The sequence below is a fragment of the Verticiella alkaliphila genome, assembly GCF_018904615.1.
GTDB lineage: Bacteria > Pseudomonadota > Gammaproteobacteria > Burkholderiales > Burkholderiaceae_B > Verticiella > Verticiella alkaliphila.
In genome coordinates this window covers 35,465-53,227 of sequence record NZ_JADCNH010000024.1, presented here as the reverse complement: position 1 = coordinate 53,227, position 17,763 = coordinate 35,465, and the positions used below count along the sequence as shown (strand labels likewise).

At 67.1% G+C, this 17,763-nt stretch carries 9 protein-coding genes and 1 pseudogene; 2 read left to right on the top strand and 8 right to left on the bottom strand.

Features of this window, described 5'->3' with window-relative positions:
• Positions 1–90: 90 nt before the first annotated feature.
• Together IMZ29_RS15240 and IMZ29_RS15235 are read left to right on the top strand one after the other, a co-directional pair.
• The gene (locus tag IMZ29_RS15240; RefSeq protein WP_216185640.1) at positions 91–420 is read left to right on the top strand and encodes a hypothetical protein; all 330 of its coding nucleotides are present in this window, start codon (positions 91–93) and stop codon (positions 418–420) included.
• 44 nt (positions 421–464) lie between these two features.
• Positions 465–959: a hemerythrin domain-containing protein gene (locus IMZ29_RS15235; protein WP_253207160.1), complete on the top strand. Its 495-nt coding sequence runs from the start codon at positions 465–467 to the stop codon at positions 957–959.
• Positions 960–1,065: 106 nt separating this feature from the next.
• Here the strand turns inward: IMZ29_RS15235 and IMZ29_RS15230 are convergent, their stop codons facing one another.
• The 8 genes and pseudogenes from IMZ29_RS15230 to treS all read right to left on the bottom strand — a co-directional run bounded on the left by IMZ29_RS15230 (position 1,066) and on the right by treS (position 17,761).
• A complete protein-coding gene (locus tag IMZ29_RS15230) occupies positions 1,066–2,898 on the bottom strand; it encodes a glycoside hydrolase family 15 protein (protein WP_216185638.1) in 1,833 nt (610 codons plus the stop codon).
• Positions 2,899–2,908: 10 nt separating this feature from the next.
• Positions 2,909–3,280, bottom strand: a complete 372-nt coding sequence (locus IMZ29_RS15225) for a sensory rhodopsin transducer (RefSeq protein ID WP_216185636.1) — start codon at positions 3,278–3,280, stop codon at positions 2,909–2,911.
• Positions 3,281–3,400: 120 nt separating this feature from the next.
• On the bottom strand, positions 3,401–6,172 hold the full coding sequence (gene treY, locus IMZ29_RS15220) for a malto-oligosyltrehalose synthase (RefSeq protein WP_216185634.1): 2,772 nt from the start codon (positions 6,170–6,172) through the stop codon (positions 3,401–3,403).
• On the bottom strand, positions 6,169–8,250 hold the full coding sequence (gene malQ / locus IMZ29_RS15215) for a 4-alpha-glucanotransferase (protein ID WP_216185632.1): 2,082 nt from the start codon (positions 8,248–8,250) through the stop codon (positions 6,169–6,171). The genes treY and malQ overlap by 4 nt, the downstream gene beginning before the upstream one ends.
• Complete coding sequence (treZ, locus tag IMZ29_RS15210; RefSeq protein ID WP_216185630.1) at positions 8,247–10,124, bottom strand: malto-oligosyltrehalose trehalohydrolase; 1,878 nt, start codon at positions 10,122–10,124, stop codon at positions 8,247–8,249. The genes malQ and treZ overlap by 4 nt, the downstream gene beginning before the upstream one ends.
• A complete protein-coding gene (glgX, locus tag IMZ29_RS15205) occupies positions 10,121–12,241 on the bottom strand; it encodes a glycogen debranching protein GlgX (RefSeq protein ID WP_216185628.1) in 2,121 nt (706 codons plus the stop codon). The genes treZ and glgX overlap by 4 nt, the downstream gene beginning before the upstream one ends.
• Entirely contained in the window at positions 12,238–14,409 is a 2,172-nt protein-coding gene (gene glgB / locus IMZ29_RS15200) for a 1,4-alpha-glucan branching protein GlgB (RefSeq protein ID WP_371820297.1), read from the bottom strand. Before glgB ends, glgX begins: the two co-directional genes overlap by 4 nt.
• Positions 14,406–17,761 (bottom strand): annotated as a pseudogene (gene treS / locus IMZ29_RS15195) (maltose alpha-D-glucosyltransferase). The gene glgB and the pseudogene treS overlap by 4 nt, the downstream one beginning before the upstream one ends.
• Positions 17,762–17,763: the final 2 nt, after the last annotated feature.

The window sequence follows — 17,763 nt, the reverse complement described above, 5'->3', positions numbered from 1 at the left end:
GCTCTTTTCCGTCGCCGCCCGGGACGTGACCATTCGGTGACCGCCGCGGGCGGGCTGACCGCGCCGACTGTTGGCGCACTGGAGTCCTCGATGACAAAATTCCAAGATACGCTTGCGGTGAATGCCTCCGGTCTTCCCGGCGCCATGCCGCCTGCAATCGAGCAGGCCCCCTTTGGCGAACCGATCGCCTACGACCGCGAGGGACAACGCGGCGAGTTCTCTTCGCTGGACGACGCCATCGCGTTCGTCGAACCGCGTGCGGGCACGGTCGAGCGCCCCGACCCGATTTGGCGCGGCGTGCTCGAAGCCTTGCACTTCGCCAAGCTTTCCGGCCTGCCGGAAGAGGTGGTCAATGCGCGCGCCATGCTCGAGACGGCCCTGACCACACCGCCTGCAGATTCTCCGCCCACGCGGGAATGAGCCTTGCTCAACTCCGGGGGTTTTGATCAATCCCGGAGATTCCCATGGTGGAAGTCGTCACGTATCTCACGAAGCAACATCGCGAAGTTGAGGGCATGCTCAATAAAGCGGTGGACTGTAAGAACGATCCGCAAAAGCGCCTTGAACTCTTTAAGGAAGCGGCGGATCATCTGGCCCTGCATCTTGAATCGGAAGAGCAGGTACTTTTCCCTGCAGTGAAGGCTGCCAAGACCAAGGACATCCTCATGGAGTCCCTGGAAGAGCACCTGTCGCTCAAGCGCTTGATGGTCGACCTGATGGCGCTCGATCCCAAGGACGAAACATTCGAGCCCAAGCTGAAGGTGCTGGCCGAGCAGGCCGAACACCACCATGGCGAAGAAGAAGAAGATCTGTTTCCCAAGCTGAAGAAGGGTGTGCCGCAAGACGAGCGTGAGCGGCTTGCGGCCGAGATGGATGCGCTGCAAAAGCGGATGGACAAGCAAAAGGCCCAGCCTCGAAACATCGTCAAGGGCGAGACCGACGCCGCAGCCACGATCTGACGCGCGTGATATCTGAGCAAGAAACGGGGGGCCGGTAGCGATGCCGGCCCCCCCGTCTCGTTGCGCAGCCCGCGTGGCGCGCCCGGCCGCGCCGCCGCTTGAGGCCTCAGGCCGCCTTGCCGCACGGTAGGATGGAACCCATCTGATTCCCCATGCAGGCCGCGCCCTCGAAGTGGAATGCCGTGTCGATTAATGCGAAGTGCGAGAACGCTTGCGGGAAATTGCCCAGCTGCTGCCTGGTGCGTGGATCGTATTCCTCGGCGAGCAATCCCACGTCGTTGCGCATCGATAGCAAATGTTCGAACAATGACTGGGCCTTGTCCCGCTGACCCTGGAGGATGTAATTGTCCGCCAGCCAGAACGAGCACGCGAGGAACGCACCCTCGCCCGGGGGCAAGCCGTCGGTGCAATCCTCGGAGTCATAGCGCAGGATGAGACCGTCGCTCTTCAAGCCGGATTCGATGGCCTTGACCGTGGAAAGCATGCGCGGGTCGTCAGGCTTCACGAATCCCACAAGCGGCATCAGGAGCACCGCTGCGTCCAAGGTCTTGCCGCCGTAGGCCTGCGTGAACGCGCCCAGTTTCTCGTTGTAGCCGCGCGCGAGAATCTCCTCGCGCAGCTTGGCGCGCGTCGCCTTCCACTGGTCCACCGGGCCCCGCAGGCCGAAAGCCTCTGCGCTGCGCACGGCGCGGTCGAACGCCACCCAGCACATGAGCTTGGAATGGACGAAGTGCTGCGGCTCGCCGCGCACCTCCCAGATGCCTTCATCGGGCTTGTGCCACACCTTCTCCAGCTGGCGCAGCAGATGCACCTGCATCGCGCCTGCGTCGTGGTGCATGGTCACCCCGGCGCGTCTGGCTTCGTGGAAGGTGGCGATCACGCTGCCGAACATGTCCAGCTGCAGCTGGGTATAGGCGGCGTTGCCGATGCGCACGGGCTGCGAGCCGTGATAGCCGGGCAGGTGATCCAGCGTGTATTCCTCGATACGCGTCTCGCCGGCAATGCCGTAGAGCGGCTGCATCTGGGTGGCCACGCCCGCCACGGCGCGCAGCAGCCAGTCGCACCAGTCGGCCGCTTCGTCCGTATAGCCGGCGGCCAGCAGCGAGGACAGCGTGAACGTGGCGTCGCGCAGCCAGCAGAAGCGATAGTCCCAGTTGCGCTCGCCACCCAGGTGTTCCGGCAGCGATGCGGTCGGTGCCGCCACGATGCCGCCGGTAGGCGCGTACGTCAGGGCCTTGATCGTGACGAGCGAGCGATTTACCGGATCCTGCCAGGGGCCTTCGTAACGGCTCTGACGGGACCAGCGTTCCCAGAATGCGACAGTCTGCGCGAGGGCTTCGTCGGCTTTGGGGCTGGGCGGGCGCGGCAGGTGCGATGCATGATAGGTGAGCGAGAAGGGCACGCGCTCGCCGGCCTTCACCGTGAACTCGGCAAACGTCTTGAAGGCCTTGCCGTGCGTGCGCACTGGCGTGTCCAGCACCACGGCGTCGGGACCTGCCACGGCGCGCAGGCTGCCATCGGACAGCCGGGACAGCCACGGCACCGTGCGGCCGTAGTCGAAGCGGATCACGAGCTCCATGCACATGTCCACGCTGCCTTCGATGCCCTCGACCAGACGCACGACGCTGGAGGGCGACTGCCCCGCGTGCTCGCGGATCGGCATGAAGTCGAGAACGCGGACGGCGCCGGTATCCGTGTCGAACCGGCTCTCCAGCACCAGGGTGCCCGGCAGGTAGCGACGGGTGGCGCAGGGGCCGCCAGTCAGCGGCGCGATACGCCAATGGCCGTGGTCCTCCTCACCCAGGAGGCGGGTGAAGCACGCCTGGGAATCGAAGCGCGGCCAGCACAGCCAGTCGATGCCACCGTGACGGTTCACCAGCGCGGCGGTCTCGCAATCGCCCAGCAGGGCGTAGTCGGAAATCGGGGGTTGCTTGGGCATGGGCCTCCCGTCAGTTGCCGGCAAAGGCCATGGTGGACAGGAGCGCAATGTTCGGGTGGCGCGAGTCCAGCCGGGTGTGCTGTACCACGATCGGCACGTCCGATTCGAAGGTCGAGGCATAGTCGGTATCGCGCGGCACGGGGGCGGGATCCGTCAGGTCGTTGAAGCGCAGGTGCAGCGTGCGGCGCGGCGCCACTGTCACCTCGTACGGGCCGACAGGCTCGCGATCCGCGAAGTACAGCAGGATGCGCACATGGGCAGGCGCATCATTGGCGTTGAGGATGCAGGCCGTTTCGTGCGACAGCAGTTCGCGGCTGTCGTCCACACTCTTGCCGGGGATATAGCCTTCCGCGATGGCCCAATGCGTCTTGCCGATGCTCATGTCGTGTCCTCGTCCGGGCGCCGCGCCCACGATGGACGGGCCGCGGCCGCAGGGCCACGTCACGAATGCTTCAGCAAAGAGAGTTCCCGGCGCCGCGCGGCGCCGGGACGAAGAGCCCCGCTATTCGCGGCGCAGCAGCGCGACAGGGAAGTCCGCCAGCACCTGCGCGAGCGGCAGTCGGCCTTGGGTGGCGGCAATGGCCGGGGCATCGAGGCGGGCGAGGGCGTCAGCCCACGTGATGTCGGACCATGCGTCGGGCAGGACGATCTGCGTGTCCGCCCAGCGCTCGGCAGGCAGCAGCGGCAGCGATGCGGTCGCTTCGCCCGTCTGGCCCAGGCGCGCGGCGGCGCGCCGCGGCACGATCACCAGCGCGATGGCGTCGCCCTGGCGTCGGGCATAGGCGATAACGTCATCGGCGTGTGCGCCCGTCACGACGAGCGGCACGTAGTCGCCGCCCACGAAGAGCGCAGGTTCGCGCTGACGCAACCCAAGGGCACGCCGCACCAGCCATTGCTTGACGCGCCCGTCTTGCCAGGTTTGCAACGCACCAGGGCCCGACAGGGGCTGGCCAAGGGCCTCGATACGAGCGTCGAAATCCACCGGCCGGCGGTTGTCCGGATCCGTCAGGCTGAAATCCCAGAATTCCGTGCCTTGGTAAAGATCGGGCACGCCCGGGAACGTGAGGCGCACCAGCGTCTGAGCCAGGCTCTTGATGGCGCCGGCGGGCGCGATCATCGTCACGAAGGCATAGAGCGCGTCGCGATGCGGCCCCGGTGCGAGGCGCTCGGTGAGGAAGGCCGAGCAGCGGGCCTCGTAGTCCGTGTCTGGCGCGAACCACGTCGAGCGCAGCTTGCCTTCGCGCAGCGACTTCACCTGCCACGCATCGACACGTTCTCGCAACGCATCGATGCCGGCTTCGTCGTTCACGCCGAGATCGGGTGCCCAGGCCGCCACGAGCGTGCTTAGCAGCATGTACTGGTCAGCAGGGTGCGGGGCGTCTTCTGCCGACGACATCCAGCTCTCGGCGAACGTGCGCCAGGCTTCCGGCACTTCGCTCACCACGGCCAGGCGCATCCGGGCGTCCTCGCCGCGTTTGTGGTCATGGGTGGCCGTGGCCAGCATGGCCTGCGGCCAATGCTTCGCACGCGCCTGCCCCGCCGCGTGGAAATCCGCCACGCTCAGGGCGAAAACGCCAGGTTCGGCACCCACCTCGTTGCGCGAGAGCAGGCGCCCGTAGCGGAAGAACACCGTGTCCTCCAGCGACTTGGCCGCCAGGGGCGCGGTCAGTTGCTGGAATCGCCGGATGGCCGTGAGCCGGGCATTGCGACGCGGTCCGGGCGGATGGTTGGCCGCGGTTTCCCCGCCGAGCCAGGCATCGATCTGGTCCAGGAGCACCTGGTCGTCGGCTTGCAAGCGGGCACGGGCTGCCTCGACCGCTTCGCGAAAGAACACCTGATCGGCGTCGGTACGCCCGTGCAGACCGCCATAGGTGCGATAGACGGGGAAGGCGACGAGCAGCTCGGTGAGCGTGCGGCGGATGGCAGCCAGGCTCCAGTCTCTGGACTGCGCACTTTCCTGTGCAATGCCATGCAGGGCGCGCGCAAGGTTCTCGTGTTCACCCGCGAAGTGGCGGGAGATGAGCATGCGCCGGGCTTCCGGCACCAACACCGAGATGTCGCGGCGCTCGCCCGACACGCTCTTCCAGAGTGTTGTGAGCGGGGCCTCGCCCTCGGCATCGTGCAGCACGCCGCCCACCTCGGCCATGAAGTCGTAGCCACTCGTGCCATCGACGTCCCAGTCCTCGGGCATCGTTTCATGCGCACCGAGGATCTTCTCCACGAGCACCACCGGCTCGTCCCCGGCCAATTCGCCTGGGCGTTCCTGGGCAACGGCGCGCAGCGCAGCGCGCAGGGCACGGCAGTAGCCGCGCGGGTCCGTGAGGCCATCGACGTGGTCGATGCGCACGCCATCGATGATGCCTTCGGCGTAGAGCCGCACGATGAGGGCGTGGACGTCGGCAAAGACTTCGGGTTCTTCCACGCGCACGCCGACGAGGTCGCTGATCTCGAAGAAGCGCCGCCAATTGATTTGCTCGGCCGCGTTGCGCCACCACGTGAGGCGATAGTGCTGGCGTTCGAGCAGCTGGTGCAGTCGCTCGCGCCCGGCCGGCTCGGCAGGGTCATGGGCCACCAGGGCCGCATCGATCACGGCGCGCACGGTGGGTTCGCCGGCGGCTGCGCGCAACGTGGTGCAGGCGGCCTGGCGGGCGTGCCACGCGGTACCCGGCGTCAGGGCCGCGAAGGTATCCGCGAGCCCGGCCGCCGTGGGCGAACCTGGCACGCTCGCAAAGATGCCGGCGAAACTCGCGGGCGTCACGGGAAAGCGGTTGTCGTGATAGCGGATCTCGAATGCACCGCTGGGCGCATCGAACACCAGACGCAGATCGCCGCTCGCAAGCTCGGCACCATAGGCGCCGCCCAGGAACGGCGCAAGGATCTTGCCGGTCAGCGCCGGATCGGGCGCACGCCAGTCGATGTCAAAGTGCCCGGCGTAGCGGCTCTCCGGTCCCCAGCGCAGGACGTCCCACCACCAGGGGTTGGCGCAGCCCGTTCCCATGTGATTGGGCACGATGTCCAGGATGAGGCCCATGCCGGCGGCGCGCAGGCGATCCACCAGGCGTCGCAGCGCCAGCTCACCGCCCAGTGCGTGCCGGATGCGACCGTGGTCGATGACGTCGTAGCCGTGGGTGGAGCCGTCGCGGGCCTCGGTGAGTGGGGACGCGTAGACATGACTGACGCCCAGACTGGCGAAGTAATCGACCAGGGGGACGGCATCATCCAGCGTGAATTCGGGATGGAACTGCAGGCGCACGGTGGCGCGCGGGGCGGTCATGATGAGCGGGTTCTCGCGTCAGCCAGGCGTTGCAGACGGGCGGCAGCCGGTGCCTGGCCCGCCAGGTCGTCGGCGGCCACCGGCAGACGCCGGCGCCAATTGGGATGGGAATCGATGGTGCCGGGCAGGTTGGGCTGCTCCACCAGGCCGAGGGCGTCTTCGAGCGGCAGCAACACGAGATCGTTGGCGGTGCGTCCCAGGAAGTCGATGGCATCGTCCACCGGGGGGCTTTCCGGCGCGGGTTCGGGCGCCTCGGGGGCCGGGCGGATCGCCTTCCAGAGTGCGTGTCGGTCACCCGCGCGCGCGGCCCGTTCCTCCGATTCGGAGCCGTCGCCAAGGAGATCCAGGCGACTGCGCCAATCGATGTCGCGGCCTTGCCACCAGCCCGCCACCGTGGGCAGATCGTGCGTGCTGGTCGTCGCCATGTCGCCCGTATTCCACTGCGACGGTGGCACGAAGCCAGGCGGCCAGGCGTTGTCGCGCTGGAACCAGAGCACCTGCATGCCGAGCATGCCGTAGCGGGCGATCTGCGCGTTGAAGCCTTCTGGCACGGTGCCGAGGTTCTCGCCGAGGATCAGCGCCCGATGTCGATGCGACTCGAGCGCCGTCAGGCGCATGAGATCCTCGAAGGGCAGGCTGACGTAGGCGCCCTCGCTGGGTGGTGCGCCCTCAGGGACGAGCCAGAGGCGCGCCAGCCCGAGTGCATGATCGATGCGCAGGCCACCGGCGTGGGCTAAGGCCGCGCGCAGCATCTCCAGGTAGGCGGCATAGCCGTGACGGCGCAGGGCGCGCGGCGAGAACGCCGTGAGGCCCCACGCCTGACCCTTCGGGTTGTAGATGTCGGGCGGCGCGCCGGGCGACAAGCCTGTCGTGATCTCCTCCTGGCGGCTCCAGGCATGGCTGCCCGCCGGGTCGGTGCCCACGGCGAGATCGGCGATGAGGCCAATGCGCATGCCCGCGCCGATGGCGGTGCGGTGCGCCTTGGCCAGGCCGAGATCGGCGAGCCACTGCACAAAGGCGTGAAAACGCACCCGCTCGGCATGCGCTTGCGCGAACGCGGTCACGGCCGGGTTCGTGGGATCGCGGTGTTCGGCGGGCCACTGCCGCCAATCGAAGTTGCCTTGGGCCACATAGTGCTCATGCAGCGCTTCGAAGCGCGCGTGGCGCATGAGGGTGTCGCCGCCCTGATTCAGGAATGACTCGAACTGCGTGGCGGCTGCCGGGCTGGCGTTGGCCGGAAAGCCCGCGAACAGATGCGCGAGCAAGTCCAGCCGCAGGCGAGCCACCTCGGGCCATTCCACCAGTTCGGCGTCCTCGAGCGTCAGCAGGCGTTCGCCTGCACCCGTCACTGCGAGCGCAGCCTCGACGGCCCGAGGCGAAAAGGTGTCGCGCGGGTCCGCATGCACGGCATTCAGGAACAGCCGGCTCGACGGCGCGTAGGGGCTATAGCGATGCGTGTCCGCACTGAACATGGCGTGCACGGGGCTGATGGCAACAGCGTCTCCCCCCGCCCGCGCCACGCTGGCCGCGAGCCGCGTGAGCGCCGTGAAATCGCCCACGCCGCGCGCGTCTCCCGTGCCGGCCGCCGAGCGTCGCAGGCTGTAGAGTTGGGCCGCCACGCCCCAGGGCCGACCTCGACCTGCAGGAAGATCCTGCACGGTGAAGCCACGCGCAGGTGCGTTCGCGAGGGTCAGTTCCTGCTGGCCCAGGATCAGGCGATGATAACCAGCCTCGGCCAACGCGGGCAGACGCAGCCGCCCTTCGCCTGTGCTGTCCGCCGTGCCGGTCACGCGCGTGCCGTCCTCCTGTTCGATGCAATAGGCCAGATCACTGCGCCCTGCGCCTGTCACGATGATCGGACTGCCGGCTTGCGCGGTCACGAGCGGCGGACACGCCCGCGCTTCGTCGGCGAGCACGGCCAGGCTCTGCGCGCGGCTCGCCGCGTCGTCGGCAGGCAGACCCAGCGCATTCAGGACGCGCTGGGCCACTTCCGGCGCCACCCGTTGGGGCTGGCCGCGGGCATCCTGCCAGTCCAGTGCCACGCCGGCCGCGTGGGCCAGCCGATCCAGATCGCTCACGAGGCGCCTCCGACCACGGTGCGCTGCGCGATGTCATCGCGTTCGGCCGATTGTGGCGAGGGAAGGCTGGCGGCAGCATCGGACTTGTCCAGCATGGCGAGCAGACCACCTGCCAGCAGCCTGCCGTGCCGGACGCCCTCGGCAAGCCCTGGGCGGGTCTCGAACAGCACGTCGCCCATAAGGGCTGCGTCGGGCAGCGCCACATCCTGCTGGCTCAGATTCACGAGCAGGTGCAGGCGGGCACCGTCGCCCAGGCGCCAGCGCGCTTGAACGCACTTCTCGCCCAGCACGTCGGCGCCGAGCGCGCTCGAGCCGGGCAGTCGGGGCGCCAACGCCTGCCGGCGTACCTTGAGCAGGCGCCAGTAGAAGGCGGACCAGATGCTCTCGTCCACGTGCACGGCATGCGGATCCCCGGGCGCAGAGCGCGCGAAGGTCGCGCGCGCATTGGGATCGGGCAGATCGGTCATCGGCCCGCCGCCCGCGAAGGCGGCAAAGCCCGAGAACTCCTTGCGTCGACCGTCACGCACGGCCTGGGCGAGCGTCTCGTGATGGCTCGTGAAGTACAGGAAAGGCGCCTTCGAGCCGATCTCCTCGCCCATGAAGATCATGGGAATGTGCGGCGTGAGCAGCGTGAGGGCCACGGCTGCCGCCAGCGGATTGGGCTCGTCACGCGGCGCGCGGGCGTCGAGCAGCGTCGTCAGACGCTCGCCAAACGCCCGGTTGCCGATCTGGTCGTGGTTCTGCAGGAACATGACGAAGGCCGTGGGCGGCAGATCCGCACTCGGTTCGCCGCGCGGCTCGCCTTTGCGGTGCGCAGAGGGCTCGCCCTGATAGACAAAGCCCTCAGCAAGGCACCGGGCAAGGCGGGCTTCCGGCTGGTCGGCATAATCGCCGTAGTAGCCGTCGCGCTCGTCCGTGAGCAGCACGTGCAGCACGTGATGCGCGTCGTCGTTCCACTGCGCATCGAAATCCTTGTGCAGATGCGACGCCGAGTTGTCGTCGTTCTCCAGTACCAGGTGAACGTGGCGCTCGGCGGGCAGGTGGCTGCGCACGAACGCGGCCATCTCGTCCAGCCAGGCCATGTCCGGGATCGCATGCACGGCATCGAACCGCAGCCCGTCGAAGCGGAATTCGCGCAGCCAGTAGAGGGCATTCTCGGCGAAGAACTGGCGCACCTGCGGACGGCGAAAGTCGATCGCTGGGCCCCACGGCGTCTGCAGGTCGTCGCGAAAGAAGTCGCTCGCGTAGTGATTGAGATAATTGCCGTCCGGGCCGAAGTGGTTGTAGACCACGTCGAGAAATACCATCATGCCCAGGCCATGCGCGGTGTCGATCAGCAGGCGCAATTCGTCGGGCGTGCCGTACGCCGTGTCCACGGCGTAGGGCAGCACGCCGTCATAGCCCCAATTGCGCGGGCCGGGGAAATCCGCGATCGGCATCAGCTCGACCGCCGTGATGCCCAGCGAGGCCAGCTCGGGCAGCCGTGCCGTCACGCCCGCGAAGCCGCCCAGCACGCCGGGATGCAGCTCGTAGAGCACCGTCTCGTGCCAGGGCCTGCCGCGCCATTCGGGATGCCGCCAGGCATAGCCCTCGGCGGACAACACGATGCTGGCATCGTGGACGTCGTTGTCCTGCTGGCGAGAGGCTGGATCGGGGACGGACACCTCGCCCACGCCAAAGCGATAGCGCGCGCCCGCGGGGCACTCGGCCACCGCTTCCCACCACCCATCCTGTGCGGATTGCATGGGGACGGTGTCCTGCCCACCGATTTCGAGGCGGACCGCCTCAGCGTTCGGCGCCCACAGGCGAAAGCGCGTGCGTCCGTCGTCCAGTACCGTCGGGCCAAAAGCGTACGTGAAATCGTTTGCCATCATGTCTCCTCGGCACCACCCGCCACGGCGTGCACCAGCACCACGCTGCGGGCCTGAACGGACAGCGTAGGCCCGCTGTCACGCGCTGCCAAGTCCCGCGGCTGCGCCGTGTCGAGGAGAATGCGCCAGCGTTGGCCAACCCCAGGGGGCGGCAGCGTGAAGTCGAGGGCCTCGTGCCAGCCGTTGATGAGGACGGCGGTCACGTCGAGCACGCCTTCCTCGCTGTTGACGGCACGGCGCAGCACCAGCAGACGACCCTGGTGATCGTTCCATCGCGCATCGTCCATCGGCTGCGCGTCGAAGTCGAACCAGGCGAGGGCATTCATGCCCTCACCCACCTGACGGTTCGGGTCCTCGTAACGGGTGGCGCGCAGTGATGGATGCTCGCGGCGCAGCCGTGTCAGTTGCGCAACGAAATCCTGTTGCTCCTGGCCGGCGTCGCTAGCTGCGGCCTCCCAGTCGAGCCAGGAAATCTCGTTGTCCTGGCAGTAGGCGTTGTTGTTGCCGCCCTGGCTGTTGCCGAATTCGTCGCCGGCGAGCAGCATCGGCGTGCCGTACGAGAAGAAGAGGGTAGCGAGCAGGCTGCGCTTGACGCGGCCGCGCGTCTCGAGGATGGCGGCGTCATCGGTTTCGCCTTCCACACCCCAATTGTTGCTGGCGTTCGCGCTGTGCCCGTCGCGGTTCTCCTCGCGATTGGCCTCGTTGTGCTTGTCGTTGTAGCTCACGACGTCCTGCAGGGTGAAGCCGTCGTGGGCCGCGAGGAAATTCACCGAGGACCACGGGCGACGATGGCGGCGATTGAAGACTTCGCCGGAGCCCGCGAGCCGGGCGGCTAGTTCGCCGCGGTGACCCTCCTCGCCGCGCCAGAACTTGCGCACGCCGTCACGGAATTTGTCGTTCCACTCCGCAAATCCAGGCGGATGATTCCCCACCTGGTAGCCATCCGGGCCCAGGTCCCACGGCTCGGAAATCATCTTCAGCTGCGAGAGCAGCGGATCCTGGCGGATCACGTCGAAGAAGCCCGAGTTGGGGTCGAAGTTGTCATGCTCGCGGCCCAGGCTCACGCCGAGATCGAAGCGGAATCCATCGACCTGGAACGCTGTGGCCCAGTAGCGCAGCGAATCAGTCACCATCTGCAGCACGCGCGGATGGGTGAGGTTCACGCTGTTGCCGCAACCGGTGAAGTCCATGTAGTGGCGCTCGTCGCCCGGCACCAGGCGGTAGTAGCTCGCATTGTCCAGGCCGCGCCAGGAGAGCGTCGGCCCCATGTGATTGCCTTCGCAGGTGTGGTTGTAGACCACGTCCAGGATCACTTCGATGCCGGCGGCATGCAGGCGGCGCACCGCCGCGCGCAGCTCGTTGATCGTGTTGCTGGAGAAGTAGCCGGGCTCGGGCGCGAAGAACGACAGCGTGCTATAGCCCCAGTAATTGCGCAGGTCGCGCTCGACCAGGAAGCGGTCCTGCAGGAAGGCATGCACTGGCAGGAGTTCGATGGCCGTGACACCGATCTTCACCAGATGATCGATGAAGTGGCGGTTGCTCAGTGCCGCGAAGCTGCCGCGCAGATCCGGGCGGATTTCCTCGCGACGCATCGTCGCGCCCTTCACGTGGGCTTCGTAGATGAAGGTCGATTCCCACGGCGTACGCGGACGGGTGCTGCCGCCCCAGTTGAAGGCGTCCTCCACAACGATGGCCTTGGGCATGGCGGGCGCGCTGTCGCGGCGGTCCATGGCCAGGTCTTCGCGAGGGTGGTTCATCCGATAGCCAAAGAGCGCGTCGGACCAGCGCAGCGGCCCGGTGAGTTGCTTGGCATAGGGATCCAGCACGAGCTTGTGCGGATTGAAACGGTGGCCGCGCTTGGGATCGTAGGGGCCGTGCACCCGATAGCCGTAGACCAGGCCAGCGCCTGCGTCGGGCAGGTAGCCGTGCCAGACTTCATCGGTACATTCCGGCAGCGGCAGCCGGGCGATTTCCTTGCGCCCGGAGGCGTCGAAGATGCAGAGGTCCACGCGCGTGGCGTGGGCGGAGAACACGGCGAAATTCACACCCAGGCCGTCTGCCGAGGCGCCAAGGGGATAGGGCTGGCCAGGGGCAAGACGGTCCGGAAACGGGGCGGTCATGATGCGAATCCTTCGAGCTGGAGGATGAGAGTGGACAACGGAGGAAGGACCAGACTCAGCGACTGCGCAAAGCCATGCGCAGTGACGTCATCCGTGGCTCGCCCTCCCGCATTCCCCATGCCTGAGCCGCCATAGAGATCGGCGTCGCTGTTCAGACGCTCTGCCCAGAAGCCGGCATGGGGCACGCCGATGCGGTAATCGCCGCGTGGCACCGGCGTCAGGTTGACCACCACGAGCACCGGGGCGGTGCCGGGTGCCTGACGCAGATAGGCCAGCACGCTGTTCGTGCTGTCGTCGCCCACCACCCAGGCAAACCCATCGGGATTCGCGTCGCGCTGGTGCAGCGCGGGCAGTTCCCGATAGACGCGATTGAGGTCACGCACCAGGTGTTGGACGCCGCGATGGCGAGGATCGTCGAGCGTGTTCCAGGCGAGTTCGGCATCGTGGTTCCACTCGGCCCGCTGCGCAATCTCGCCGCCCATGAAGAGCAGCTTCTTCCCCGGATGCGTCCACAGGAAGCCGAAGTACGCGCGCAGATTCGCAAAGCGCTGCCAGTCGTCGCCCGGCATCTTGCCCAGCAGCGAGCCTTTGCCATGCACCACTTCGTCGTGCGAGAGAGGCAGGACGAAATGCTCGGACCACGCATAGACCAGGCCGAACGTCATGTGGTGGTGATGAAAGCGCCGGTGGATCGGGTCCTGTTCCAGGTAGTGGAGGGTGTCGTGCATCCAGCCCATGTTCCACTTGTAGTGAAAGCCCAGCCCGCCGTCGCGCACGGGCGCGGTGACGCCGGGCCACGCGGTCGATTCCTCGGCGATCGTGATGGCGCCAGGACACCGCGTGTCCACGGCCTCATTCAGGGCCTGCAGGAAAGTGATGGATTCGAGGTTCTCGCGCCCACCATGGATGTTCGGCACCCATTCGCCGGCCTTGCGGCTGTAGTCGCGATACAGCATGGAGGCCACGGCATCCACGCGCAGCCCATCGACGTGAAAACGCTGCAGCCAGGCGATCCCGCTTGCGATCATGAAATTGCGAACCTCGTTGCGCCCGAGGTTGTAGATCATCGTGTTCCAGTCGGGGTGGTAGCCCTCCCGCGGATCGGCGTGCTCGAAGAGCGCCGTCCCGTCGAATTCGACCAGCCCATGCGCGTCGTTCGGGAAGTGCGCTGGCACCCAGTCCAGGATGACACCGATGTGCGCTGCATGGCAGGCGTTCACGAAATAGGCGAAATCCGCTGGCGAACCATAGCGTGCCGTGGGCGCGAACAGGCCCAGCGGCTGATAGCCCCAGGAGCCGCCGAACGGATGCTCCATGATGGGCATCAGCTCGATGTGCGTGAAGCCCAGGGCCTTCACGTAGGGCACGAGGCGGTCGGCCAGGGCATGCCAGTTGAGCTCGCGCCCATCCTCGCGGCGCCAGGAGCCGGCATGGACTTCGTAGATGCTGATCGGGGCATCCAGCGCATGGCGTTCGGCGCGCTGCGCCATCCACTCCGCATCCGTGAAGGCGAACGGCGTCGGGTCGACCACGATCGATGCCGTACCTGGCGGCGCCTCGGTTTGCCGGGCAAAAGGGTCGGCACGCTGGCTCACGCCGCCGTGCGCACCGAGGATCTCGAACTTGTAGCGTGACCCTGGGCCGACGCCTGGCAGGAAGAGCTCCCAGACGCCCGCGGTGAAGCGCAACCGCATGGGATGGCGCCGGCCATCCCAGCTGTTGAAGTCGCCCACCACCGATACCCGGCGGGCGTTTGGCGCCCACACTGCAAAACGGGTGCCGGCCACGCCATGCCACGTGCAGGCGTGGGCGCCGAGCCGCTCGTCCAGGGCGCCATGACGGCCTTCGCGAAACGCGTGAAGATCCGATTCGTCGAGGATGTTGCCGAACGCGTAAGGATCTTCGGTCTCATGCGTGCCGTGAGGCCACTGCACGCGCAGCCGATACGTGCCCTGCGGGCCCGCACCACGAAAGAAGCCGTCGCGCACGGCATGCAGTGTCTGCACGTCCTCGCCATCGGCAGCGACGGCTTCGATGCTGACGGCACCGGGCATCCAGGCGCGAATCTCGCGGCCGTTCTCGGTGTCATGCGGGCCCAGGACAGCAAAGGGATCCGCATGACGCGCATGCATCAGCGCGTCGATATCGCGCTCCAGGGCCTCGTTCACGGGGCTTCCTCGTCGATCAGGGGTTGGCCGAGCAGTCGGCTCGCGATGCGCGCGAGGCCTGCAGGGGAATGCCGAGCCAGGTGGGGCGGTTGGCCGCTTCGTAGCAGATCTCATAGGCGGCCTTCTCAAGCAGTGCCAGCTCCAGCACGGGCTGCCCTGCCGCCTCGCCGAGCGTGTCACCTGCTTCGGTCAGGCGCGCACGATAGGCCTCGAGCAGCGACGCGCTCGCGACGTGCCGGAAGCGGGCGAGCAGGGCATCGCGCCGCTGGCGCGACACGCTGGCCGGATCGGCCGCCGCGGCCTGTGCGGCGCCATCGGCCTGCACGGCGTCACCGGTGTCGGCGAGCGCTGCGGCGGCATAGTCGAACGAGCGCAGCATGCCCGCCACGTCGCGCCAGGGCGAGGCCTTGGCACGGCGCTCCTCGATGCCGCGGGCGGGCTCACCTTCGAAGTCGATCAGGTAGGCGTCGCCTTGCGCCACGAGGATCTGACCCAGATGCAGGTCGCCATGGATGCGGGTCTGGCGGGTGCCACGCTCAGCCTCGGCCAGCTCGCGCACGCGAGAGAGCAAGGACTGACGCTGCGCCAGCAGGGCATCGGCCACCGTCCGCAGGCGCGCGTCGGCGCTCGGACCCCACTGGCGCAGCGCATCGAGCGCGCGCTCCAGCATCTTGGTGACGGCGTCTGCCCGTTGCTTGGCGCCACGCGCATCGAGATCTTCCGGCGCGAAGGCGGCATTGTCCGTGGGGGCTGCCAGCACGGCGTGCAGCTCGGCCAGGCGGCGGCCAATCATGGCCGCCACGGCAGCGTAGCCCTGAAGCTGGTCGTCGTAATGGGCCTTGTCCTCGTCCGTCATCTGGACGGCGTCCAGGGTCTGCCGCAGGTAATCGAGTGTCCAGTTCCACGCGTCGCCTTCGTTCGGGACGAAGGCACTGGCGAGGATGAAAGTGTGTCGCATGCCTTGCGCATCCTCGCGCACGACCTCGCCCAACAGGGCAGGGGTGTTGGCATACCCTGCGGCAGTCAGGTAACGCGTCATCTCTGCTTCGGGATGCTCGCCGCCCACCACGCGGCGCACCAGCTTGAGCATGACCTTGTCGTCGATGACGAGCGAGCTGTTGGATTGCTCGGCGCTCAGCCAGTCGATGGGAGCATCGGCGGGCAGATCAATGTCGGCCAGGCCCGGCTGAGCGAGGAAGCGGATACGCTGATTGCCCTCGGCCGAGCGTACGGGCACCTCGGCGCCCGCACGCAGCGCCGCGATCACCCCATGGGCGAATTCCGGCACGGTAAAGGCGTCCGTGACCACGCCCATTTGCGCGATGCGCCGCACGCGCGCCAGCGCCAACTGTTGCGGCAGGCCGGAAAGGTCGTCCGCCCAGCGCAGCGTCACCGGCAATGCGTAGCGTTGCGTAGAGTTGCCCACCTTGGCTTCGATCTCCGCCAGGTAGGTTTCGGTCACGCCCGGCAGGGGCACGGCATACGCGATCTGCACGCTCCCCAGCTTCTGGTCCTTGGCGGCGAACCAGCGACGCAACCGTAGGTAGGCGGGCAGCACTTCCTGCCGCAGGGTGCGCTCCGCGCCTTCGGTGAGCTGATAGCCGGTACGACCGCGCAGGACCAGGGTAGCGTACTCGGGCAACTGCTCCGGCGCCGTGGTGTGCCAGCTCGGCGGGGCCACGTCGGCCGAGAGATCGAACCAGTAGAAGCCGTAGGGCGGCAGCGTCAGCAGGTAGGGCAATGTCCCGATATTCGGGAACGGCGTGCCGCCCATCAGTTCCACCGGCACGCGGCCATCGTAGGCCGCCAGATCCAGTTCGACCGCCTGCGTGGCATGGGACAGGTTGGCCACGCACAGGATGGTCTTGTCCTCGAAGCTGCGCAGATAGGCCAGGATCTTGCGGTTGCCCGGGAACAGGAAGGACAGGCTGCCCCGGCCGAACACACGATGCTGCCGACGGATGGCGAGCATGCGGCGCGTCCAGTTGAGCAGCGAATGCGGGTCACGTTCCTGGGCTTCGACGTTGACGGCCTCGAAGCCGTACAGCGGGCCCATGATGGGCGGCAGGACGAGATTCTCCGGGTCGGCCCGCGAGAAGCCGCCGTTGCGGTCCGGTGACCACTGCATCGGAGTGCGCACGCCGTCCCGGTCACCCAGGTGGATGTTGTCGCCCATGCCGATCTCGTCGCCGTAATACATGACCGGCGTGCCGGGCATCGAGAAGAGCAGGCTCTTCATGAGCTCGATGCGGCGGCGATCGCGTTCGAGCAGAGGCGCTAGACGGCGGCGGATGCCCAGGTTGATCCGCGCACGTCGATCGGCGGCGTAGAAGTTCCAGAGGTAGTCGCGCTCGCTGCTGGTGACCATCTCGAGCGTGAGCTCATCGTGGTTGCGCAGGAAGATCGCCCACTGGCAATTCTCCGGGATGTCCGGCGTCTGCCGCATGATGTCGATGATCGGCAGGCGATCTTCACGCGCGATCGCCATGTACATGCGCGGCATCAGCGGGAAATGGAAGGACATGTGGCATTCGTCGCCAGAGCCGAAGTACTCCTGCGCATCTTCGGGCCACTGGTTGGCTTCCGAAAGCAGCATGCGGTTAGGAAAGGCAGAGTCCAGGTCCTCCCGGATGCGCTTCAACACCTCGTGCGTCTCGGGCAGGTTCTCGTTGTTCGTGCCTTCGCGTTCCACCAGGTAGGGCACGGCATCCAGGCGCAGGCCGTCCACGCCGGTCTCCAGCCAGAACCGCATGATCGACAACACCTCCTTCAGCACCTTGGGGTTGTCGTAGTTCAGATCGGGCTGGTGCGAATAGAAGCGGTGCCAGAAGTAGGCCTTCGCCTCGGCATCCCACGTCCAGTTGGATTTCTCGGTGTCGAGAAAGATGATCCGCGTGCCGTCGTACTTCTGGTCGTCGTCGGACCAGACGTAGAAGTCTCGAGCGGCCGAGCCGGGCTTGGCCTTGCGCGCCTTCTGGAACCACGGGTGCTGGTCCGAGGTGTGATTGACCACGAGTTCGGTGATCACGCGCAGCCCGCGTTCGTGGGCCGCCTTCACGAAGGCACGCATGTCCTGCATGGTGCCGTAATCAGCATGGATGCCGCGATAGTCTGCGATGTCATACCCGTCGTCGCGACGCGGCGACGGGTAGAAGGGCAGCACCCAGATGGTGTCCACGCCCAGCTGGGCGATGTAGTCCAGCTTCTGCATGAGGCCGGGGAAATCCCCCACGCCGTCGTTGTTGGCATCGAAGAACGACTTGATGTGCAGTTGGTAGACGACGGCGTCCTTGTACCACTGCGGGTCGTCCCGGTTGGCGGCGTTCACGACGGAGGCGGGGCGTTTGCTCATGG

What these genes read in the sequence shown, in the direction of transcription:
- IMZ29_RS15230 (WP_216185638.1), bottom strand. Translation starts at nt 2,898, where the DNA reads ATGCCCAAGCAACCCCCGATTTCCGACTACGCCCTGCTGGGCGATTGC.
- treZ (WP_216185630.1), bottom strand. Translation starts at nt 10,124, where the DNA reads ATGATGGCAAACGATTTCACGTACGCTTTTGGCCCGACGGTACTGGAC.
- IMZ29_RS15235 (WP_253207160.1), top strand. Translation starts at nt 465, where the DNA reads ATGGTGGAAGTCGTCACGTATCTCACGAAGCAACATCGCGAAGTTGAG.
- glgX (WP_216185628.1), bottom strand. Translation starts at nt 12,241, where the DNA reads ATGACCGCCCCGTTTCCGGACCGTCTTGCCCCTGGCCAGCCCTATCCC.
- IMZ29_RS15225 (WP_216185636.1), bottom strand. Translation starts at nt 3,280, where the DNA reads ATGAGCATCGGCAAGACGCATTGGGCCATCGCGGAAGGCTATATCCCC.
- treY (WP_216185634.1), bottom strand. Translation starts at nt 6,172, where the DNA reads ATGACCGCCCCGCGCGCCACCGTGCGCCTGCAGTTCCATCCCGAATTC.
- IMZ29_RS15240 (WP_216185640.1), top strand. Translation starts at nt 91, where the DNA reads ATGACAAAATTCCAAGATACGCTTGCGGTGAATGCCTCCGGTCTTCCC.